Source organism: Acinetobacter lwoffii (genome assembly GCF_024129115.1).
GTDB lineage: Bacteria > Pseudomonadota > Gammaproteobacteria > Pseudomonadales > Moraxellaceae > Acinetobacter > Acinetobacter lwoffii_T.
In genome coordinates this window covers 57,680-78,865 of record NZ_JAMXXO010000009.1, presented here as the reverse complement: position 1 = coordinate 78,865, position 21,186 = coordinate 57,680, and the positions used below count along the sequence as shown (strand labels likewise).

General features: G+C 42.1%; 21 protein-coding genes. 11 read left to right on the top strand and 10 right to left on the bottom strand.

What is annotated here, in order from left to right:
* Position 1: 1 nt before the first annotated feature.
* Complete coding sequence (locus NI470_RS08875; protein ID WP_004279811.1) at positions 2-475, bottom strand: Rrf2 family transcriptional regulator; 474 nt, start codon at positions 473-475, stop codon at positions 2-4.
* A gap of 112 nt (positions 476-587) precedes the next feature.
* Positions 588-1,238 (bottom strand): hypothetical protein, encoded by a 651-nt coding sequence (locus tag NI470_RS08870; RefSeq protein ID WP_005107155.1) that lies wholly within the window; start codon positions 1,236-1,238, stop codon positions 588-590.
* A gap of 203 nt (positions 1,239-1,441) precedes the next feature.
* Here NI470_RS08870 and NI470_RS08865 point away from each other — a divergent pair, with 203 nt between their 5' ends.
* From NI470_RS08865 to NI470_RS08850, 4 genes are all read left to right on the top strand, one after another.
* Entirely contained in the window at positions 1,442-1,915 is a 474-nt protein-coding gene (locus tag NI470_RS08865; RefSeq protein ID WP_184413218.1) for a phasin family protein, read from the top strand.
* A 162-nt stretch (positions 1,916-2,077) separates the two neighbouring features.
* Positions 2,078-2,350 carry an HU family DNA-binding protein gene (locus NI470_RS08860; RefSeq protein ID WP_004279807.1) on the top strand — a complete coding sequence of 91 codons (273 nt, stop codon included), beginning with the start codon at positions 2,078-2,080 and terminating at the stop codon, positions 2,348-2,350.
* Positions 2,351-2,480: 130 nt separating this feature from the next.
* Positions 2,481-4,346 (top strand): SurA N-terminal domain-containing protein, encoded by a 1,866-nt coding sequence (locus NI470_RS08855; RefSeq protein ID WP_253148171.1) that lies wholly within the window; start codon positions 2,481-2,483, stop codon positions 4,344-4,346.
* A gap of 157 nt (positions 4,347-4,503) precedes the next feature.
* Positions 4,504-5,952 carry an Ig-like domain-containing protein gene (locus NI470_RS08850; RefSeq protein ID WP_253148172.1) on the top strand — a complete coding sequence of 483 codons (1,449 nt, stop codon included), beginning with the start codon at positions 4,504-4,506 and terminating at the stop codon, positions 5,950-5,952.
* 28 nt (positions 5,953-5,980) lie between these two features.
* On the opposite strand, the gene NI470_RS08845 is transcribed toward NI470_RS08850, so the two are convergent.
* Positions 5,981-6,853 (bottom strand): DUF2797 domain-containing protein, encoded by an 873-nt coding sequence (locus NI470_RS08845; protein ID WP_253148173.1) that lies wholly within the window; start codon positions 6,851-6,853, stop codon positions 5,981-5,983.
* 34 nt (positions 6,854-6,887) lie between these two features.
* Here NI470_RS08845 and NI470_RS08840 point away from each other — a divergent pair, with 34 nt between their 5' ends.
* Together NI470_RS08840 and NI470_RS08835 are read left to right on the top strand one after the other, a co-directional pair.
* The gene (locus tag NI470_RS08840) at positions 6,888-7,358 is read left to right on the top strand and encodes a DUF6231 family protein (protein WP_253148174.1); all 471 of its coding nucleotides are present in this window, start codon (positions 6,888-6,890) and stop codon (positions 7,356-7,358) included.
* Positions 7,359-7,463: 105 nt separating this feature from the next.
* The gene (locus tag NI470_RS08835) at positions 7,464-8,135 is read left to right on the top strand and encodes a YidB family protein (protein ID WP_253148175.1); all 672 of its coding nucleotides are present in this window, start codon (positions 7,464-7,466) and stop codon (positions 8,133-8,135) included.
* 66 nt (positions 8,136-8,201) lie between these two features.
* On the opposite strand, the gene NI470_RS08830 is transcribed toward NI470_RS08835, so the two are convergent.
* From NI470_RS08830 to NI470_RS08820, 3 genes are read right to left on the bottom strand one after another with little or no spacing between them, the layout of a single operon-like run.
* Entirely contained in the window at positions 8,202-8,816 is a 615-nt protein-coding gene (locus NI470_RS08830; protein ID WP_253148176.1) for an OB-fold-containig protein, read from the bottom strand.
* A gap of 19 nt (positions 8,817-8,835) precedes the next feature.
* Positions 8,836-9,144: a Rieske (2Fe-2S) protein gene (locus tag NI470_RS08825; protein WP_004279797.1), complete on the bottom strand. Its 309-nt coding sequence runs from the start codon at positions 9,142-9,144 to the stop codon at positions 8,836-8,838.
* A gap of 14 nt (positions 9,145-9,158) precedes the next feature.
* Complete coding sequence (locus NI470_RS08820; RefSeq protein WP_253148177.1) at positions 9,159-10,163, bottom strand: adenosine kinase; 1,005 nt, start codon at positions 10,161-10,163, stop codon at positions 9,159-9,161.
* 276 nt (positions 10,164-10,439) lie between these two features.
* Between NI470_RS08820 and NI470_RS08815 the strand changes: the two genes are divergently transcribed.
* The 3 genes from NI470_RS08815 to NI470_RS08805 all read left to right on the top strand — a co-directional run bounded on the left by NI470_RS08815 (position 10,440) and on the right by NI470_RS08805 (position 15,158).
* The gene (locus tag NI470_RS08815; RefSeq protein WP_180087298.1) at positions 10,440-10,892 is read left to right on the top strand and encodes a GNAT family N-acetyltransferase; all 453 of its coding nucleotides are present in this window, start codon (positions 10,440-10,442) and stop codon (positions 10,890-10,892) included.
* Positions 10,893-11,057: 165 nt separating this feature from the next.
* Entirely contained in the window at positions 11,058-13,997 is a 2,940-nt protein-coding gene (locus NI470_RS08810) for an insulinase family protein (RefSeq protein WP_253148178.1), read from the top strand.
* Positions 13,998-14,018: 21 nt separating this feature from the next.
* The gene (locus tag NI470_RS08805) at positions 14,019-15,158 is read left to right on the top strand and encodes a phospholipase A (protein WP_253148179.1); all 1,140 of its coding nucleotides are present in this window, start codon (positions 14,019-14,021) and stop codon (positions 15,156-15,158) included.
* Positions 15,159-15,228: 70 nt separating this feature from the next.
* Here the strand turns inward: NI470_RS08805 and NI470_RS08800 are convergent, their stop codons facing one another.
* The 4 genes from NI470_RS08800 to ilvA form a co-directional block, all read right to left on the bottom strand.
* On the bottom strand, positions 15,229-16,569 hold the full coding sequence (locus tag NI470_RS08800; protein WP_253113297.1) for a TrkH family potassium uptake protein: 1,341 nt from the start codon (positions 16,567-16,569) through the stop codon (positions 15,229-15,231).
* Positions 16,566-17,222, bottom strand: a complete 657-nt coding sequence (locus tag NI470_RS08795; protein WP_253113296.1) for a potassium channel family protein — start codon at positions 17,220-17,222, stop codon at positions 16,566-16,568. Before NI470_RS08795 ends, NI470_RS08800 begins: the two co-directional genes overlap by 4 nt.
* A 109-nt stretch (positions 17,223-17,331) precedes the next feature.
* On the bottom strand, positions 17,332-17,799 hold the full coding sequence (locus tag NI470_RS08790) for a hypothetical protein (RefSeq protein ID WP_253113295.1): 468 nt from the start codon (positions 17,797-17,799) through the stop codon (positions 17,332-17,334).
* 152 nt (positions 17,800-17,951) lie between these two features.
* Complete coding sequence (gene ilvA, locus NI470_RS08785) at positions 17,952-19,490, bottom strand: threonine ammonia-lyase, biosynthetic (RefSeq protein WP_004646781.1); 1,539 nt, start codon at positions 19,488-19,490, stop codon at positions 17,952-17,954.
* Positions 19,491-19,594: 104 nt separating this feature from the next.
* Here ilvA and rpiA point away from each other — a divergent pair, with 104 nt between their 5' ends.
* Positions 19,595-20,266, top strand: a complete 672-nt coding sequence (gene rpiA, locus NI470_RS08780) for a ribose-5-phosphate isomerase RpiA (RefSeq protein ID WP_253113293.1) — start codon at positions 19,595-19,597, stop codon at positions 20,264-20,266.
* A 138-nt stretch (positions 20,267-20,404) separates the two neighbouring features.
* The gene (locus NI470_RS08775) at positions 20,405-21,085 is read left to right on the top strand and encodes a M48 family metallopeptidase (protein ID WP_253148180.1); all 681 of its coding nucleotides are present in this window, start codon (positions 20,405-20,407) and stop codon (positions 21,083-21,085) included.
* Positions 21,086-21,186: the final 101 nt, after the last annotated feature.

Sequence of the window (21,186 nt, the reverse complement as noted above, 5' to 3'; positions counted from 1 at the left end):
GTCAAATACCTGTAACCGATAAAAGGGCTGAATCTAAAGGTGCTGATTTTTGGCGTAATGACACAGTCTGGACGTTGTCACGTGCAACCAGATCAGCAAGCGAGATTTTTTCTAAATAATCGGCGATGTGATGGGAGAGTTCCTGCCATAAATCATGAGTCAAGCACATCGCGCCATTCTGGCAATTGCCTTTATGGTCACAGCGAGTCGCATCAACTGTTTCGTTTACAGCTTCAATAATTGCTAACACAGTAATTTCATCTGCATTACGTGCTAAATGGTAACCACCATTTGCGCCACGAACACTAGAAACTAAACCATGACGCTTGAGCTTCGCAAATAACTGCTCAAGATAAGCAACAGAAATAGTTTGACGTGCTGCAATTTCAGCAAGCGTTATCGTTTTTTCAGAAGGCTGCAAAGCTAGATCAAGTAGAGCAGTCACAGCGTAGCGACCGCGAGTGGTTAGGCGCATGATTCGATACACATGGTTAGACTAGATGTGTAGATTTTATGAATCCCGACTAAATTAGTCAAGTTATTTTTAGTAGACCTTAGTGGGATTTAATTTTTGGAGAATGAAAGATTTACATGCTCAGCCAATTATACACTAATAACGTAATCAAAAGTACGCTGCTTAAGCCAAAAATGATGTTAATGCGCTTTTGACGGCGTTCAATCCGTTTCAGGCGGTTTTTATACTGTTTGACTTCCACTTGCAGGGTATTGATCTTGGAACGCTGCTCTTCAATTTTCTTTAGAAGCGGCGCAATACGCTTTTTAGAGGCAATAATTTCCGCTTCATCCGTCGGCGCATCAGACAGCCAGTGTTTCCAGTCGGCTAATACTTTAGGCAAACTGAATACGGTTAACAGATCACGAAACTCATCTTTTAAAACCTGATGACCATCAATACGCATGCTACGAATGCTACGACGATTACCAAAAATGAAAATTTTAATCAGATCGGGCAGTGTAGTGCGCACATCCAGGTCGACAATGCGGCCCGGTGCTTTGTGGTCAAATAATAGTCCATTGGGGGTGAATTGCACATAAAAGTCGAAATATGGAATATAGCTATTGATTTTAATCGAGATGTTTTCATCTACAAACTTTTTGGCCTGTAATGCAACGACACGATCATGCTTGAGAATGAAGGTAAATATTGTCTCTAAAACAATTAACGTCATCGTAAGCAACAAATGCGGTTGATTTTGACTTTGTTGCGATTCGCTCATATACAACCAATCCTTACCTGAAATATAAAGTGAAAAAGCTTCCTGCTTGTGAAGAGATTTCAGGGTTAAATCAAATTAGACTTGAAATAAATTGCTTTGTAGAACAGTTTATCAAATCTATCAAGTACTAAATTTGCTATTATGCAGTGGTTTTGTAGAATAATTTATAATAATTGCGCAGAAAACAAACAGGAGCCGTGCACATGGATAAGTCAAAAACAGCACAAGACTCAGCTGAAGCTTCGAATGAGAAAATGCTGAAACCCAAGTCTAAATCTGCCTCGGAGCGCAAATCGGTTCTTGATTTTCGTAAATACACCAAACAGATCTGGTTGGCTGGACTCGGGGCATTTTCACGTGCAGAAGAGGAAGGCAATAAACTGTTTGACTCGCTGGTCAAGGTCGGGGAAGAACTTGAATCTAAAACTGCAGATATTGCCGATCAAACTGTAGAGAAGGTTTCAGAAAAAGCCAAAGAGTCGGTCACAGACACCAAAGACAAAGTGGAAAAATTAATCGACAACTCTATTCATCACTCATTGAATCGTATAGGATTAGTCACACTGAAGGATGTACAGTATTTGGAACGTTTAATTCTCCAGTTGCATGCCAAGGTTGATCAGTTGACTGCGGAACAAGAAAAAATGAAAGAAGAATTGCCGAAAAAACTTAAATAAAATGACTTTATTTATTATTCAATGTTTTTTTCGCATATTTTTTGAAAAAAAAGAGGTTCTTAAGTATTGCGTTTATACCTAAAGCATTGCTATAAAGGCGTTATGGCATGTTAAACCAATTCTTGAACCTTAAATAAACGATATTAAGAGGACGTAATCTTCATGAATAAATCAGAATTAATTGATGCAATTGCAGAAAAAGGGGGATTATCTAAGGCTGACGCAGGTAAAGCTTTAGATGCTACAATTGCTTCTGTTACTGAAGCTTTAAAATCGGGTGATACAGTAACTTTAGTGGGTTTTGGTACTTTCGGTGTGAAAGAACGCGCTGCACGTACTGGCCGTAACCCACAAACTGGTGCTACTCTTGAGATCAAAGCAAGCAAAGTACCTAGCTTCAAAGCAGGTAAAGGCTTAAAAGACGCTGTAGCTTAAGCTTACCCAGCGACGAAACGCGCCTTCTTTGGCGCGTTTTTTATTGATAAATTTAATTGTGATGATTAACACATTCATTCAATGAGTATTTTCGGTTAGAATCCTTTGCAAATAAAATATTGGAATACTTATGGAAGCTTTTCGTAAAGTTATTAAGGGTTGGTTGGGCAAAGTCTTGCTCGTTCTGTTTTTGACCCCGTTAGCACTTGTAGGTATTGAAGGATATTTTAGCAGCGGAAACTCTGATGCGGCAAAATCAGTGAACGGGACTGAAATATCTCAAAAAGAATTAGAGTCACTGACCAAATCATTTAAAGAACAATATCTCAGTTATGCCAATGGGGATGAAACTTTACTGAATCAAAGCTTCATTGACCAAAAAGCCATGGATACGCTGGTTGCACGTACTTTATTGCTGCAACAGGCTGAAGAATTAGGGATCAGTCTCAGTGACCAGCAAATTGAACAGATGATTGCTCAGCAGCCTACTTTCCAGCAAGATGGCAAGTTCTCGAATGCTTTATATGAAAATTATCTAAAATCAATTGGCATGACTAATCGTGCTTTGATTGAAAGTTTACGTAAAGATCATGCGCTGAAGATGCTGTCATCAACTTTCCTGGATTATCCACTGGTGAGCCCAGTCGAAATGCAGCAGATTGCTGATTTGCAAACTGAACAACGTCATATTCATATTTCCAGCATTAATCTGGACAGCTATAAAAAAGATGTCAAAGTGACGGATGCAGATATTGCTGCCTATTATGAAAAACACAAAACGCTATTTAAACAGCCGACCAGTGTAGATGTCGACTATGTGGTGTTAAAGCCAAGCGATATTCAGGTGCAGAGTTTGGCGGTTACCGATGCTGAGCTTCAGGAAGCGTACACGGCTTTTGTCGCAACACAAAAACAGGCGGTTAAACCAGATGTGAAGCATATTTTAATTACGGCGGACAGTCGTAGTGATGCTGAAGCAAAAAAACTGGCGACCGACATTGCAGCCAAAATTAAAGCCGGTACCACTTTTGCTCAAGCTGCGGCACAATATTCTGAAGATCCTGAATCTAAGTCTAAAGGTGGCGCGCTTGCTGTTTATGAAGAAGGTGTATTTGGTACTGCATTTGACCAGACGGTTGGTTCTTTAAAATCGGGTCAGGTGTCTGCACCGGTGAAAACAGATTATGGGTACCATATTATTTCTGTGCAAACGCCAGATGTTGCAGTTCCTTCTTTTGAGTCGCAAAAAGCACGTTTATCTAAAGAAGTCTTGGCTGCTAAAAAATCCAATGCATTCTCTGATACGGTCAATACGCTAAATGATATGGTAGTAGGAAGTGATTCTCTGGATGTAGTTACTCAAGAAGTGAAAGGTGTGCAAGTCCAGAAAGCCCAAGGGATAACACTTTCGACCCGTGATCCTGTGCTGAGCGATGCTAACCTCAAGGTTAAACTGTTTAATGACGATGTTAAAAATGGTGATCGTAATGCTTCATCAAGCATTCAGTTGGCCAATGGTGATGTAGCTTGGATCAAGGTGCGTAATTATCATGCAGCTGGTGAACAAACATTGGCAGAAGCAAAACCCCGTGTTAAGGCTCAGTTGATTGAAGACAAGGCAGCTGCTTTGGCAAAAGCAAAAATTCAGAAAGCTTTGGATGAGTTCAAAACCAAACCGGCTGCAGCAGTGGCGAAAGGTGATTTGATCTTTGAAGATGCTGGCGTTTACACACGTGCTGAAGGTTTACTAAAACGTGATGTACAGCGTGCGGCCTTTAGTCTGCCGACACCAAAAGCAGGCCATTGGTCAGTGACCACAGCGAAAATGCCGAATGAACTGGTTGTGGTTGCGGTATCAGAAGTGAAGAAAAATCCGGTGGATGTATTAAGTGCAGAACAGCGTAGTGAGTTGGTGAAGTTATATCAGCAACTTCGTGGTCAGCAGGAATTTGATGACTATACGCGTTACCTGAAATCTCAGGCAAAAATCAAATAAAATTGTTGTATAAAAAAACCAGCCTGCGGGCTGGTTTTTTGTTTTCTAAAACTTATAGTTTTATAGGTAATAATATTAAATATCTGATATATAATTATTTTAGGCTGTAATCCAGTCTATATTCATTCAGCATAAATAAAAAATGATAAGGCATATAATGAAAAAAATATCGTATTTTAATCCTGTTCCGCAGCATGCGCAGGTCGTTAAATCACCTCACTATCACCCACAACCAAATAAACCTGGAAAAGGTCATGAATCAAATAAACCGGGGAAAGGTTATGTTCGCGATGAAACTGCAATTATTCTCAAACCTTCTACGCCTGAGGTAACGGAGTTTGGTAGCCAAATTGTTGGTATAGCCGATCCGTTTGTTACTATTATTGCAACTTATAATGGTCAGCAATATCAAACTACTGCTGATGCGCAGGAAAGTTGGTCACTGAATAATCCTATCTCAGGCACTGGCTCAGTGACGATTGTTGCTGTAAATGCAAAAGGAATTGTTTCCTTAGAAATTGGATTAGCGCAAATAGCACCACTACCTCCGAGTATACCTGTGTTTTCTCAAGAGGGTGATTATTTAGTCGGTACGGCTGATCCACATGTGACGGTGGTGGTTAGGCATAATGGTGTTGAATATAACACCGAAGCTGATGCAAATGGGCAATGGATACTTCTAAATCCGATTGTGCCGGGTACTTTTATAGAAGTATTTGCTCGTAATGAACTTGGAGAAGAGTCTCCACCTATTATTTCTGGTATGGCACCACTTCCTGAAATTCCGGTATTTCCAGATTGGGCACCTATTACCCCAGTGATTTTAGAGCAGGGTGAATATCTATCAGGTAAAGCAACCCCTCATACGCAGATTATTGTGATGGCAAATGATTATGAATATTCAACCAGTGTTGATGGTCAGGGGAATTGGTCGTTACTCAACCCAATTGCACAAGGAGGAACTTTAGAGATTTATGCGGTAAATGATTTAGGTATTCGATCTAACATCATTGCATTGGCGATTCCTGTGGTATTTCCTGAGCCGGAATTACCTGTTATAGAGCCAGAACAGCCAAGTTACATCTTGTTTGAGCCAGTTGTCCCTACTATTTTGGAAAATGGCGAACAGCTTACTGGCGAGGCAATGCCTTACGGTAAAATTGTGATTCTTGCTGATAGTCAGGAATATGTGACTTATGCAAATGCAAAGGGTGAGTGGAGTATAGAAAATCCAATTGCACAAGGTGGCTTCTTGACTTTATATTCGGAGAATGCAGCAGGCCAGCGTAGTGAAACTATTTCATTAGCAAAAATTAATTTTCCATTAAACGTGGAGCAACATGCTTCTATTGAGGATATTCTTACTACAGCGATTGAGCAAGATGAAGAATCTGCAAGTTTAGAAAATGATCATCAAGATATTCAGGTTGATTTAACATTGCTCCTACAAGATATAGAAAGGCCGACTACATCAGTTTCACTCATTGAGCCGATTGTGGTGGAAGCACGAGAAGAAAGCTTCGAAGTCCCTTATTTTGCCGACCAAAATATTAATTCACAGCTTATACAACAGCAGCTATTTGATCAGATTAATATTATTGGATAAAAAAGGGAGCATTTGCTCCCTTTTTTAATTATTCAGCACGAATAATCAGTTCATAACCGGTATATTTGCGCATATTAATTACGCCAGTATCCAGAATTAAATACTGGCCCTTGATGCCTTGTAATTTGCCACGAATGACAGGAGTTTTATCCAGATTATGCGATTTAATCTTTTCTGGATATTGTTCTACCGGATAAATAAACTCTTGTGCGAACTCATCGTCAAGCACTTCAATATTTTCATTAAATTCTAGATTCTGATTAAATTCTTCACGAATGCTTTGAATTTTAGGCGCGAATTCTTCTAAAAGTTGTTCACGCACTTCAATCAGATTCAATGGTTCTGCTTCACCTTTGAGCAGCTTGCGCCAGTCAGTCTTATCAGCAACCTGAGTACCAAACATGACCTCAAGCTTTCCAGAAAGACGACGTGAGCCCACTTTCATAATCGGCAGGGCTTGGGTCGCGCCCTGATCAAGCCAGCGGGTCGGCATTTGGCTGGTACGGGTAATACCGACCTTTAATGCGCTAGAATTGGCCAAATAGACAATATGTGGCTGAAAGCAGACATTCTGTGCAAACTCATCTTCGCGGCAAGTGCCCAAATGATAATGGCAAGTCTCTGGTTTCATGATGCACATATCACATGAAGCATTGGTTTTAAAACATTTAAAACAGTGACCTTGCGAAAATGATTTGGAAGTTTTGTTGCCACAAGACACGCAGTAAATATTACCGGTCCATTCAATCTCGATTTCTTGGCCTAAATTAAACGGAAGATCAATTTCTGCACGATCTAAAATTAATTTATATTCAACATTTGCCCGCTGTATCTGTTGATCAGTTACACTAAGGTCCTTGAGGCCGACGTGCATTTTATGACAAATGCCCTGAAGTTCCATAAAAATTACTCACTTAAATCATAAGGATGCAGTTATGGCTGAGCAGAATGTCATTACTTCGATGCTAGACGATTTCGCACAGGAACAGCCAATTCATACTGCTATTTGTATTGGGCAGGACTTGAGCCAAGTCCAGTTTCAGCCAGTTATTCAATGGTCCTATTTTAGCGTATCTGACTTTTTAAATCTGCCTTTTCAGCAACGTTATGACTTGGCTGTGGTGATGCTGGATACTGTAGAAACAGAACATTTGTCTGAACAGATCATGAGTCAAATTCTGGTGAAATTACGTGATTTGTTTGCCAAACGGCTAGTGGTGATCAGCCGGATGCAAAATGAAAAGTTATTGAGAGCTTTAGGATTTACCCAGCTGATTGACAAAACTATACATGAGGCCGATTTTGCGCTGTGGCAGTTTAATATTTTAACCTATAAGCACGTGCCAGACTGGTTTAACTCCAAATTTTGGGCCAATCCGGAAAACTGGGATAAATTTCGCTGGTAAGCTAAAAACTAGCTTAACCAAGATTGCAAATATTAACACAATCTTGCCTAGACAATATGAGGGCAGGCCGTATTCTGTAATTAAGATGCACATAGGATATAGGACATGACAAACCTGAGTAGTATTGTGGAAATATTAGCAAAGCAGGCATTGGGTGGTGGACAGTTGCAGCAAAAGTCCTCACAACAAGGTGGCTTGGCAGATATCCTGGGGTCTGTGCTAGGGCATTTAAACCAGTCAAATTCTCAGCAAAATCAAAATACTCAAAACCAGCAAAATCAAACCGGCCAGCAGACTCGACAAAATGGTCTGGGGGCAATTTTAGGTTCAGTACTAAGTCAGTTCGGTGGTAGTGGTACTCAAGGTACTGCTCAGTCTCGTTCAGGATTGGGTGGTTCTACTGGTAAAACCTTATTGATTGCAGTACTGCCTTTAGTGCTGGCCTGGATTCAAAAACAGGGCGGTTTACAGGGTGCATTAGACAAGCTCAAAGGACAGGGGCTCAATAGCCAGGTCGATGATTGGGTGTCGACCGGCCCCGGTGAAAATGCCAATGTCGATCCGCAGCAGGTGCAAAACCTGTTTGATGATCAGGAAGTTGAAGCAGTTGCACAACAAACCCATGCACCGAAACAGGATGTTTATAGTGCGATTTCACAGGTCTTGCCGCAGATTATTGATTCGCTTACTCCACAAGGTGAGCAGACCAGTAAGCAAGAAGCCAATAATGATATTCAAAATGTATTGAATATGGTTTCAGGACTTCTTAAAAAATAAATCTAAACATTAAAAAAATCCCGATATCTGTCGGGATTTTTTAATAACTATTAAATGATTTAGAATTTAATCTAGATTCATGCTAAACAGCTGATTAGATTTACAGATTTTCTTGGCAACATAATGAGATTTTCTCATGCGAATCAGGATAATCTGCGACTGAAAACCGAGTTCACCAAACTCAGGTTCTACCTGTACATAATGCAGTTGTCCATACTCATCTCGCACCCGTGCTTGAGCAGAAAAACCGGGACGGGCACTGCCACTGGAAATCGTCGCCAAACGGCCGAGTAAATTGACATTGTTCTTTTTATATTTAGGTGGAATGACCTGATCCAGACAGTGAATCATAAAAATAGTAAAAAAAGTCGCAATGATTAAAGCCGGAATAATCAGGTAATAAGCAGGCAGAAATTTAAATTCCTGAGAATAGATCAGGAACTGTAAAACATAGCCAGCAAAGCTAAAATTCATCAGGAAGAAAAACACAATCAAGGTTTTGGAAAATTTGACGTTTAGTAGATCCATCTGCTGAAAGTCATAAGGTGAAATTTTTTGCAGAAACTTGCTGGGTCTGAGTCCAAAATAAAAACCAATGGTTTTCACCACACCGAACAGAATAATCGCCAATAAACTCAGATGAAAAGGCATCAGGTTATAGTCTAGAAAAAATGCAGGCATGGTGAAGTCCGTTTTAGTCTTATTCTGAGAGGTAAATTCCACCATCAGAATGCACGGTAATCTCTACTTTTTCAAGTGCTTGACCTTGGCAAGGCCCAGAAATGCATTCACCGCTTTCTACCAGAAACAAGGCGCCATGCGTGGAGCACTCAATAAATTCCTGATCACGATCCAGAAACTGGTTTTCCAGAAATTCCAGCTCGACCTGCAAATGCGGACACAGGTTTTGATAGGCATAGAAGGCACCATCACGTTGGGTGATAAAGATATTATCTCCATCGGGAAGCTCAAAAGAGCGTGCTTCGCGTTCTGGAACGTCTTCGGTCATGCAAATTTTAAACATTAAGCACATTCCTTTTGAAAGTCTTGTAATAATGCCGCATAGTCTTCAACTGCCAGGCGCGGACCAAATTGTGAAACCACTTGGCTCGAAATCAGAATCGCCAGTTCAGCCGCAGCTTGTAAACCCAAATTAGCATTCAATCCGTACAGGAAAGCCCCGGCAAAAGCGTCACCGGCACCGTTGGCATCTACTGCAGTGACTTTGCGACCAGGAACAGTAAAAGTATTCTGATGATCCGAAATCAGTGCGCCTTCAGCTGACAATGTAATGACAACGTGCTGACTGATTGTTTTTAATTTAAGCAGGGCTGCCTCAAGATTATCTGTTTCTGTATACATCAGCGCTTCTTGCTGGTTACATAACAGCAAGTCTACACCATCTGCAATCATTTCATCCAAACCGGCACGGGAATATTGCACCATGGCAGGATCAGATAAAGTTAGAGCAATTTTAACGCCATTAGCACGGGCAATATCACGTGCTTGTTGTACGGCATGACGTGCTGTGTCAGAAGTTGATAAATAACCTTCGAGATATAGCCATTTCGCGCTATGTAATGCGCTGAAATCAATTTGTTGATCAGTCAGTTCGGCCGTAATACCCAGATAAGTATGCATGGTACGTTCAGAATCAGGGCTGACCAGAACCATACAGGTTCCTGTCACACCTTCACTGATTGATTGGGTGGTGGTCTTAATACCGGCATCATTCAAACCTTGCAGGTAGATGTGTCCGAGTTCGTCATTTCCGACCCGACAGCCATAAAATGCAGAACCACCGAGCGCAGAAAATGCCACGGTAGTGTTGGCTGCTGAGCCGCCTGAAGCCTGACCTTTATAGACTTGAGTCGCTTGAAGATTTTGATAAAGAGTGGCCTGAGTCTCACCATCTGCAAGTTGCATGGTGCCTTTTTGCAAGTGATGTGCAGTTAAAAAGTCATCAGAAACTTTAAATTCTTGGTCAATCAGCGCATTACCAATCGCAAAAAGATCAACAGTTGCCATGTTCAAATATCACATTAAAAATGAAAGTCCTAAGTTTACACGATTGCTTGGGATTGCTGTAGTTTGCTGAATCATTTTCAAATACTTTTCAAAAATGCTGTATTTTGTTCAGCAGCTATCTTTGGTCTAAAAACTGGCTTATTTTTGTGCACTGGTGCGCCGCAGCATTGATTTAAGGATCAAATTTTATTTATAAAGAGATATCGCTCCTGGCATGATACTTTAAGTCGCTTGGCAACTGTCATTCTCCACAACAATTTCAAATAGTGTGCGTATATGAATATTAAAATTGTAACAGCCGAACAACTCCCGGATCAGATCGAAACACTGGCAACTCTGGCACGTAAAGAAGGCTATAATTTGGTAGATAAGTTAATAGAAGAATATCGCACCGGGAAAAACTGCTTTAGCCACGCCAATGAATATCTGGTGGTGGCGCATGATGGCAAGAAATTGGTTGCCTGTGGCGGCTTAAACCAGCAATTGGGAGATAACGGCATTGAAGACCGCATTGGTCGTGTACGCCGTTTCTATGTGCATCCGAAATATCGTCAGCATGGCGTAGGCAAACAGCTTTTGGCTTACCTGGAGCAATTGGCACGTCCGCATTATTCAGCTTTGTGCCTGCAAACAGATACCCGACTGGCCGCAAGTTTTTATCAAAAGCAGAATTATGTATTTGTGGAAAACAATCCAAGCTATAACTATTTTAAATATCTGATTTCTTAAGCTTGTAAATACTCATCTAGAGGCAGGAAGTAAATTTGATGATTTAATTTTCAAATGATCAAGTTTACTTAATTCGATCAAAATCCTCGGTTTTCAACGTGAATAATTCAGATAACTAAAGCTATAATGCGCTTAGTTATTTTAATTAAAGCATTAGGAGATCGCATGACTGTAGATGTCACTGAAACCATTTCTCAAACTGTACATCCTGCGTTTCAGTTGGTACGTCAACAACATGTTGAAGCTTTAGACATTTTCGTGTCTGAATATAAACATAAAGTGACTGGCGCCACACATTATCATCTGGCGACCAATCACGACGAAAATGTCTTTCTGGTGGCGTTTCGTACCCAGCCGATGGATTCTAAAGGCGAAGCACATATTCTGGAACATACTGCGCTGTGTGGTTCAGAAAAATTCCCGGTGCGTGATCCATTCTTCCTGATGATTCGCCGTTCACTGAATACTTTCATGAATGCCTTTACTGCGGCGGACTGGACTGCGTACCCATTTGCGACGCAGAATAGCAAGGATTTCCAGAACCTGCTTGAAGTGTATATGGATGCAGCATTTGCTGCGAACCTCAATCCACTAGATTTTGCCCAGGAAGGCATTCGCATTGAGCTGGAAAATGGCGAGCCTGTCTATAAAGGCGTGGTCTTTAATGAAATGAAAGGTGCGATGAGTTCGCCTTCAGATCAGTTGTATCACACGCTGGCGCATCATTTATTCCCAAATACGACCTATCACTATAATTCGGGTGGTGATCCTAAAGATATTCCTGACCTGACTTACCAAGAGTTGGTTGATTTCTATAAGTCACATTATCATCCAAGTAATGCAGTCTTCATGACCTTTGGCAATAAGACCGCATTCGAATTGCAAGAGCAGTTTGAACATCTGGCATTGTCTAAATTTGAAAAAGGTCAGACGCTGTATCCAACACCTGAAACCCGCCTGACTGCACCATTGACGGTTACAGACAGCTATGCGGTCGATGCCGAAGATCTACAGGACAAGACCTATCATGTGCTGTCATGGTTATTACCGGAAGCCAGTGACATTAAACTGCGTTTGGGCATGCGTTTAGTTGAAGGTATCTTATTAGAAGATTCAGCATCGCCACTGCGTCATTATCTGGAAACTTGTGGTTATGCAGATGCAACAGGTCCATTCATGGGCGTGGATGATTCTAACTTTGAAATGACTTTTTACTGTGCGGTGCAAGGTTCAAATCCTGAACATGCAGAAGAATTTAAAAATGGTGTGTTTAAGGTTCTGGAAGAAGTTGCCTCTAAACCGGTTGATCAGAACATGGTCGATGCGATTCTGCATCAAATTGAATTGCATCAGCGTGAAATTAATGGTGATGGTACACCGTATGGTTTAAGCCTGATTCTGAGCGGTCTGGGTAGTGCCATTCATCACCGTGATCCGGTCGAAGTCTGGGATGTGGATTCTGCGATTGCGGCAGTTAAAGAAGAGCTGCAAGATCCGATGTGGTTATCCAATCTGATCAAAGAGCATCTGCTGGATAATCCACATCGTGTCCAACTGACGCTGGTTCCGGATGCGACCAAATCTGCCAAAGAAGCAGCGGATGAAAAAGCGCGTCTGGCTGAAATTGGCAAGAATCTGACTGAAGAACAGAAAGCTGAAATTATTGCGCAGACTGAAGCATTGAATGTGCGTCAGGACACGCCGGATGACTTGAATTTATTGCCGAAAGTCGGTCTGGAAGATGTCCCTGCGGAATTAAAGATTGTTCAAGGCCAGTTACGCGAGATTATCTGTAACCGTGTTGATACGCCGTTGAATCTGTATCATGCCGGCACCAACGGTATTTATTATCAACAGGTTCTGGTCAATATTCCGGATGAAGTGGTGCAGTCGCCATACTTTAACCTGCTTTCAATCCTGATGGGTGAAGTAGGTGCCGGTGAATATGACTATCTTGAGTTCCAGCAACTGCAAACAGCGGTAAGCGGCGGTCTGGGCATGGGCGCGTCTTTGCGTTCGAAAGTGGATGACAAAAACAAGATTACTGCCTGGTTGACGTTGACCACCAAATCTTTGGTGAATCATCTGGATGCGATTCGTCTGTTGAAGATTGGTTTTGAACAGCTTCGTTTTGATGAGAAAGACCGTATTGTTGAACTGTTACAACAGCGTAAAACGCGCTGGCAGTCACGTATTTCTGGTTCTGGACATAGCTATGCAATGCAAACGGCCTCACGTCAGCATAGTGCATTGGCTTTGCGTGATTATCATAATACCGGTTTGGGTGCATTGAACTGGCTGATCGAGCTGGTGTCTAAGATTGAAAAAGATCCGGCTGAATATGATCTGCTGATTGACGAGTTAAAACGAATTCATCGTGTCTTGTTGCAAGCACCGAAGCAGTTCCTGTTAGTCTGTGAAGAGCCGCAATCTGAGCATCTGATCGAAGAAATTCAGAATGTCTGGGACAAACTTGCTGTTGATCCAGCACCGGTTGCATTGACTCAAGTCGAAAAAGTAACCCATGATCAGCACGAAGCCTGGTTGATTCAAGCCAATGTCCAATTCTGTGCGGCTGCTTATCCGGCAGTTGAAGTCTCACACCCTGATGCTGCTGCCTTGATGGTACTGGCGGGTTATTTGCGTAATGGCTTCCTGCACAGCGCCATTCGTGAAAAAGGCGGTGCCTATGGTGGTGGTGCGAGCTATGACGGCAATGCCTGTTCGTTCCGTTTCTACAGCTACCGTGACCCACGTCTGGCAGAAACCTTCCAGGATTTTGATGCGAGTATTCAGTGGTTACTCAATGCACCACAACAGCCGCATCAACTGGAAGAAGCCATTCTGGGGCTGATTGCCAGTATGGATAAACCAGGCTCACCGGCAGGCGAAGCCATTACTGCATGTTATTCCTACTTGCATCAACGTACGCCAGCGTTCCGTAAAAAATTACGTGAACGTTTATTGAATGTCACACTGGATGATTTGCAGCGTGTTGCACAAACCTATCTGGTCGCGCAGCAGGCGACGAAAGCAGTTGTGGCACCAGTGGCAAAGCGTGAAATGCTGGAGCAGCTTGGTTTTGTAATTCAACAAGTTCTATAAATAAAAAAATGAGGATAAGGGATGGCGCTTAATTCGTTTAAGCGCTCAACTCTACAGCTGAGCGTTTTGCTGGGTTGTGCAGTTGGGACGCAAGTGAATGCGGAAGAAACAGTAGTCAACAATCCCACGCCGGCAACGGCTGAAGCCTGTGCTGCACTGGAAATTAGTGCAGAGCGTCTGGCGTGTTATGATACTTTATTTAAAATCCCGGTTACCGATAAGCCAGCAATCGTTTCTGAACGTCGTGCAGCAGCAGAAATTGCGCCTGAACCCGATAATTTAAAAGCGAAAATTGGTCAAACTGTTTCCAATATTTATGCTTCTGAAGGATCAAAGCTGACGCCGAATCTGTCTTTGCTGGATAGTCGCTGGGAACTCTCTCCGGAAAGTAAATTAGGCACCTGGAACATTCGTTCTTATCAGCCCGTGTATTTGATGCCAGGTTTCTGGACATCAAACAAGAATGAATTACCCGAGAGTGAAAATCCAGAAAACACAGTGAAGGAAGACCAAAATCTTACCTCAACCGAAGCAAAGTTTCAGTTGTCTTTAAAGACCAAGGCGGTTGAAAATATCTTGGGAGATAATGGCGATCTCTGGCTTGGTTATACTCAATCTTCACGTTGGCAGGTGTATAACTCGGAAGAATCACGTCCGTTTCGTGAAACCAACTATGAACCCGAAGCCAGTTTAATTTTCCGTACCAACTATGATCTTTTAGGTCTTAACTGGCGTATGTTGGGATTGACCATTAATCATCAGTCCAATGGCCGTTCTGATCCGTTATCACGTAGCTGGAACCGGGTGATGCTGAATCTCGGTTTTGAAAAAGACAATTTTGCCTTGATGGTTCGTCCTTGGTATCGCTTTGAAGAGAAGCGAGAAGACGATAACAATCCCGAAATCAAAAACTATATTGGCCGTGGAGACATGACCGCATTTTATCGTTATAAGGAGCATGATTTTTCATTGATGCTGCGACATACCTTAAAAGGTGGAGATGAAAACCGTGGAGCCGTACAGTTCGACTGGTCATTCCCGATCAGTGGGCGTTTGCGTGGTCAATTCCAGCTATTTGATGGCTACGGAGAAAGCCTGATTGATTATAACCACCGTGCCACTTATGTCGGTTTAGGTGTTTCCTTGATGAACTGGTTCTAAGATTCCAAGTTTCGTCATCTTGGAATGAAAATAAAAAACCATGCTGCGGCATGGTTTTTTTATAGATAGATTAACCAATCTGGATTTCTGAAGGTGGATGTTTGAGACGACTCTTTTTCGGAGTCGCAATAAAATAAGCAAGCGTCAGTGGCCCTAGACGACCTGCGAACATTAACAACATCAGAATGATCAAACTGGCCGGTTGTAGCTCCTCTGTCACCCCTCGGGACAAGCCAACGGTACAGGCTGCAGACACAGCTTCAAATAACAGATCCAGAAAATCCTGCTCAGGTTCCAAGATTAATAAGCTCATAAAACCCATCATGATCAGCGCTGCAGTAATACACACGACGGCCAATGCTTTAAAAGTGGTTTTTTCAGGAATAGAGTGATTAAACAGCCGGATCTCATCTTCGCGTCTTAAAAAACTGATTACGCTGATGACCACAATAATAAACGTACCGACCTTAATGCCGCCCGCCGTACTTAAGGAACCTCCACCAATAAACATTAGAAATATGGTAACTAGAGTGGATGCATCACTCATTTGTTCCATTGGCAAGCTATGAAAACCTGAAGAGCGGGGAACGGTGGCATGGAACCAGGCATTCACGGCCTGATCGCCCAAACTCATGAGACCTAAGGTCTGTGGATTGGAAGCCTCCAATAGCCAAAGTACGATAAAAGCACTTAGGTTCAGACCCAGAATCGTTGAGAGGATTAGCTTGCTATTGGTACTTAACTTGCGCCAGCGTTTACGTTCCTTGACATCCATCAGCACCAAGAAACCGATACCGCCAATGATATACAGCATACTAATGGTAAATGTAATCAGATACTGTCCTGAAAAACTCATCAGACTGTTTGGAAAAAGCGAAAATCCACCATTATTAAAAGCGGAGACGCTATAAAAGGCTGCATAAAATAGTGCATCGCTAAACTGATATTCTTTGAGCCAAGCCAAAGTCAGAATCAGCGTACCGATTGCTTCAAAGAATAGAGAATATAAAAACACGGCTTTAATGGTAAAACTGACTTTTTTCAGGCTAGTTTGTCCAATGGACTCCTGTGCCATGACTTGTTGTTTTAGCCCCAGTTGCGGTGCCAGACTCATCACTGCCAGAATGGCAAAGGTCATAAAACCCAAGCCGCCGCATTGCAACAAAAACATAATCACGATTTGACCAAATACGGTATAGGCTTCACCGACATTCACCACCGATAGCCCGGTAATGGTCACAGCAGAAGTTGCTGTAAAAATCGCGTCTAGCCAGCTGATTTCTCCATGATGGGCGATAGGCAGCATCAGAAGTAATGAGCCGATCAGAATTAATCCGAGAAAACCCAAAGCCAGTAAGCTCGGAGGACTGAGGTTAATCGTCCTGTGTTGCTTTAAATCAGAACTTTTCATAGATGTTTAAAATATTTAGCAAGACGGCGCAAAGGTTCCAGCAATCCTTCAACCAGTAAAATATCGCCTTCTTGAAGAATCTGATCGGCATCTACGTGATATTGCAGTGTAGATCCGCGTTTATGTAATAAGGTGGTGATTTCAGGCACATGCTTCATCAACTGATTCAACGGTGTACCATGATGATCCGCATGAATTTCAATTTTGACAATATAATGATCATCTTCAAGCGCCATATAGCGACTGACCATCGGATAGCTTAAAGACTGGGCCACCCGAACGCCCATATCTTCTTCAGGATGAATGATTTTTTCAACATTGAGATGGGTCAGAATCATGTGATGAGATTTGGATTTGGCTTTCACCCAGATTTTCTTCACGCCCATATTTTTTAAGTGCAATACACACAGAATGCTGGCTTCAATATCCTCTCCAATCGCAACGACAACGGCATCACAGCGCTGAATGTTCAGCTCATCCAGTACATGTTCATCGGTTGCATCGGCAATCACGGCATGGGTCAGTTGATCGGAAATATTTTCGACATATTTTTTATTCAGATCGATCCCGATCACTTCATGCTTCAGACTGATGAGCTGTGTGGCCACGGTGGCACCGAAACTGCCAAGCCCGATGACTGCAAATAATGCCATGGATTGTCCTTCGTTATCTTTATGTCATTCGTTATATCCGCTATGGTAATGAGAAGGCGATTCCTCAGCTATAGTTTTTAGGTAAAAATAGTACAAATCTTTGAAGTATTTACGCTTCTTTTATCTGAAGTACAGATTGAAAATTTGGACAGTCAGACATAACCTGACGATGTGTATATAAGGTTCCATAACTGTTTTGGATGATGTATTCGAATTCATGATGATCATCCTTCATGATATTGAGTGTGGCTTGGCGTTTGAGTTGAGGATAAGTTTTTAAATTATCGATTGAGGCACAAGAAAAGCTTTTTACAAAAGCTGGAATTTTAGGATCTAATTTCACTTCTTTATAATGATCTAGAAAAATATAAACAACGAATTTGGGATATTGGTTGAGTATTTCTGAATGTGTCTCTACACCTGCGATGTTGCTGAGGTTATTTGCAGTTGCATTACTGGGAATATTTTTCATGCTTGTTCGAACACGATCTTCTTCTTGATTTAATTTGTATGCCGGATAGCCGTATAAATAGACAAGTAAAGTGGTGAGCAAAATAATAATAAAAGTGATTTTCATATCTTAAGATTCTGTTTTTGTAATTATTTTTAATTATAACAAGATTGGAAATTAATGGATAATTGGTGTTTTTATTGATAATGCACTTTTAAATCTGCATAGAATATCATCCTAAAAAAACCGCCTCGAAAGGCGGTTTATGTTTGAAAGAATTACTTCAAGAAACGTTGATAACCCAGATTATTGGTAATTTCCTGATAAGGATAGGTAATGGTTTCGAGAGTTTCGATCAAGCCATCCGGATTCTGTTGTGCATCAGTTGCTTCAAGACCCACTAGAACACGCCCTTCAGCAGCACCGTGGTTACGGTAGTGGAATAGGGTAATGTTATGGGTTGGGCCAAGACGTTCCAGGAACATCAGTAAAGCGCCAGGACGCTCCGGAAATTCCACGCGGAACAGGCGTTCATTTTCAATATCGGCATGACCACCGATCAGGTAACGAATATGCAGTTTGGCCACTTCATCATCAGACAGATCGTCAACGTCATACTGGAATTTTAAGGTCTCATAAATTTCCTGACGTTCTTTCTCGCCATTTTTCAGACTAATACCGACAAAGACCTGTGCCGCAGAAGCATCGCTGGCACGATAATTAAATTCAGTAATATTACGACCTTGCAAAGCACGACAGAAGCTCAGGAATGAACCTTTCTGTTCTGGAATGGTCACGGCAAAAATCGCTTCTTTGCGTTCACCCAGTTCGGTACGTTCAGCGATATAACGTAAACGGTCGAAGTTCATGTTGGCGCCGCAGACAATCGACACCATGTTCTTCCCTTCGATGCCATGTTCAGCCACGTATTTTTTAATACCTGCCAGAGCCATTGCACCAGATGGTTCTACAATGCTACGGCATTCGTCATAAGTGTCTTTAATCGCTGCACAGACTTCATCCGTATTCACCAGCACCACATTCGGTTCCACGATTGGGCCAGAATTGTCCGATTTTTGCAGACGAATCACATCAAATGGTTTTTCACCAATTTGGGCTACAGCTGTACCATCAGCAAACAAGCCCACAGATGGGAGAATCACACGTTCATTTGCTTCTAAAGCAGCTTTTAAACAGGCAGATTCGTCGTATTCCACTGGAATGACTTTAACGTGGGGTGCGACATCACCTAAATACGCTGCAACACCTGCGATCAGGCCACCACCGCCAACTGCGACAAACACGTAATCCACATCGCGCCATTGGCGAAGAATTTCATTGGCAATGGTGCCTTGGCCAGCAATCACCAGTTCATCATCATAAGGCGGAATGAAAGTCATCCCATCTTCCTGGGCACGTTGAATCGCATATTTATTGGCAACATCAAATGAATCACCATGCAAAACCACTTCGCCACCCAGACGTTTAACCGCCTGTACCTTGATATCAGGTGTGGTTTTAGGCATCACAATAATCGCGCGAATACCCAGCTTTTTCCCTGAGAGTGCCACGCCCTGTGCATGGTTGCCCGCTGAAGCAGTAATAACGCCACGTTCCATTTGTGATTTCGGTAGTTGACTAATACGGTTATAGGCACCGCGTAGTTTGAATGAAAAAACCGGTTGTAAATCTTCACGTTTAAAGCGGATGTTATTATTGAGTCGTTCGCTAATTCGTGGCGCTGCTTCGAGTGGAGTTTCGATTGCAACATCGTAGACCGTTGCTTGTAAAATTTGTCGAACCAAACGAGACAGCATGTTAATTTTCCATCTAACAGTTTAAAATAGGGGCTTATTGTAACAAACCACACGGCTTTGCGGTTTAAAAAAGCTGCAAAAGTCCAAAATAGTTGAGTGAAGCCATGAGTCTATATGCAACCCAAGATGAGAAAAAACAAGCAGCAGCCAAAGCCGCTTTAAAACACTTGCCAAAAGGGGGCATTTTAGGCGTAGGTACAGGCAGTACTGTAAACTTTTTAATTGACTTATTACCTGAGCTGCAATTGGAAGCAGTAGTCGCCAGTTCAGAAGCAACTGCACAGCGTTTGAAAAAGCTCGGCATTGAAGTGGTGGATATGAACTCTGTCAGTGGTCTGGATGCTTATGTTGATGGCGCAGATGAAATTGACCGTCATATGCATATGATCAAAGGTGGCGGCGCAGCATTGACACGTGAAAAAATTGTTGCTTCTATTGCGAAAAAATTCGTGTGTATCGTAGATGATTCTAAATGGGTGGGACAATTAGGCCGTGAATTCCCGCTTCCTGTAGAAGTGATTCCAATGGCGCGTTCTGCGGTTGCGCGTAAAATTGTATCTTTAGGTGGCGATCCTGCTTATCGTGAAGGTGTAGTAACTGACAACGGTAACGTGATTCTAGACGTGTATAACTTGAATATCCTGAATGCACTTGAGCTTGAAAAAACCTTAAACGATATTCCGGGCGTGGTATGTAACGGCATCTTTGCGATCAACAAAGCAGATATCGCAATTGTTGCGACTGATAATGGGATTGAAGAGCGTACTGCGGTTTAATTAAACTTTCTAGAAAAAATCCTCTAAATCTCCCTGAGCGAAGTTTTAAAACACTGCTTTAAAAACAGGTGCAAGAAGGAAGACTTTTAAAAGCCCCTCTTTGAAAAAGAGGGGTTTGGGGAGATTAAAAAAACTATAATGACCTTATCCGACCTACCCAAAATTCAAATCACCCGAAATGTCCGTTCAACCCGGCTGCGTTTACGTGTCGATACAACACAGATTCGCCTTACAGCCCCGGTTTTTTGCAGCAAAAAACAGATACGGCATTTTATTGAACAATCTGAAAGCTGGCTGATTAAAACCTGGCAATCCCAGCAAGAAAAAATCGAAAATATTGACCGGACGCTACCGAGTGAGCTGCGGTTATTCAATCTAAAAGCGCCTGTGCAAATTTCTTATCAAAGCCAGAAGAACAACTTCATTTTTGATCATGAATATCTACAGCTTTGGATCAGTGACCGACATCCTGAAGAATATTTAAAAGCTTTCGTGATTGCCTACGCAAAAGAACAGCTTCCTTCATATTTAAATCTCGTCTCACAGCAATGTCATTTGCCTTTTAAAAACTGCAATATTCGACAACCTAAAACCCGGTGGGGCAGTTGTTCGGCCAAACATGACATTATGCTGAATAGTGCGCTGGTATTATTTCCTGAACAAGTCACGCGTTATGTCGCTGTCCATGAACTGGTACATACAAAGTATTTTGATCATAGTCCACGGTTTTGGGCAGAAGTTGCCAAGCATGATCAGCATTTCCAGCAGCATCGTAAAGCGCTGAAAAATACGCCGTTGCCATATTGGTGGGGAGCCTAAAAGCATAATTAATAAGTCCATGTAACTCTATTGAAATAGCCTAAGCAGTCCAGGCATTTTATCCTCTAAACCGGACTTATCCTGCTGATCAATTAAAAAAC

Coding starts and splice junctions, on each gene's coding strand:
- NI470_RS08875 (WP_004279811.1), bottom strand. CDS start 475: ATGCGCCTAACCACTCGCGGTCGCTACGCTGTGACTGCTCTACTTGAT.
- NI470_RS08870 (WP_005107155.1), bottom strand. CDS start 1,238: ATGAGCGAATCGCAACAAAGTCAAAATCAACCGCATTTGTTGCTTACG.
- NI470_RS08865 (WP_184413218.1), top strand. CDS start 1,442: ATGGATAAGTCAAAAACAGCACAAGACTCAGCTGAAGCTTCGAATGAG.
- NI470_RS08860 (WP_004279807.1), top strand. CDS start 2,078: ATGAATAAATCAGAATTAATTGATGCAATTGCAGAAAAAGGGGGATTA.
- NI470_RS08855 (WP_253148171.1), top strand. CDS start 2,481: ATGGAAGCTTTTCGTAAAGTTATTAAGGGTTGGTTGGGCAAAGTCTTG.
- NI470_RS08850 (WP_253148172.1), top strand. CDS start 4,504: ATGAAAAAAATATCGTATTTTAATCCTGTTCCGCAGCATGCGCAGGTC.
- NI470_RS08845 (WP_253148173.1), bottom strand. CDS start 6,853: ATGGAACTTCAGGGCATTTGTCATAAAATGCACGTCGGCCTCAAGGAC.
- NI470_RS08840 (WP_253148174.1), top strand. CDS start 6,888: ATGGCTGAGCAGAATGTCATTACTTCGATGCTAGACGATTTCGCACAG.
- NI470_RS08835 (WP_253148175.1), top strand. CDS start 7,464: ATGACAAACCTGAGTAGTATTGTGGAAATATTAGCAAAGCAGGCATTG.
- NI470_RS08830 (WP_253148176.1), bottom strand. CDS start 8,816: ATGCCTGCATTTTTTCTAGACTATAACCTGATGCCTTTTCATCTGAGT.
- NI470_RS08825 (WP_004279797.1), bottom strand. CDS start 9,144: ATGACCGAAGACGTTCCAGAACGCGAAGCACGCTCTTTTGAGCTTCCC.
- NI470_RS08820 (WP_253148177.1), bottom strand. CDS start 10,163: ATGGCAACTGTTGATCTTTTTGCGATTGGTAATGCGCTGATTGACCAA.
- NI470_RS08815 (WP_180087298.1), top strand. CDS start 10,440: ATGAATATTAAAATTGTAACAGCCGAACAACTCCCGGATCAGATCGAA.
- NI470_RS08810 (WP_253148178.1), top strand. CDS start 11,058: ATGACTGTAGATGTCACTGAAACCATTTCTCAAACTGTACATCCTGCG.
- NI470_RS08805 (WP_253148179.1), top strand. CDS start 14,019: ATGGCGCTTAATTCGTTTAAGCGCTCAACTCTACAGCTGAGCGTTTTG.
- NI470_RS08800 (WP_253113297.1), bottom strand. CDS start 16,569: ATGAAAAGTTCTGATTTAAAGCAACACAGGACGATTAACCTCAGTCCT.
- NI470_RS08795 (WP_253113296.1), bottom strand. CDS start 17,222: ATGGCATTATTTGCAGTCATCGGGCTTGGCAGTTTCGGTGCCACCGTG.
- NI470_RS08790 (WP_253113295.1), bottom strand. CDS start 17,799: ATGAAAATCACTTTTATTATTATTTTGCTCACCACTTTACTTGTCTAT.
- ilvA (WP_004646781.1), bottom strand. CDS start 19,490: ATGCTGTCTCGTTTGGTTCGACAAATTTTACAAGCAACGGTCTACGAT.
- rpiA (WP_253113293.1), top strand. CDS start 19,595: ATGAGTCTATATGCAACCCAAGATGAGAAAAAACAAGCAGCAGCCAAA.
- NI470_RS08775 (WP_253148180.1), top strand. CDS start 20,405: ATGACCTTATCCGACCTACCCAAAATTCAAATCACCCGAAATGTCCGT.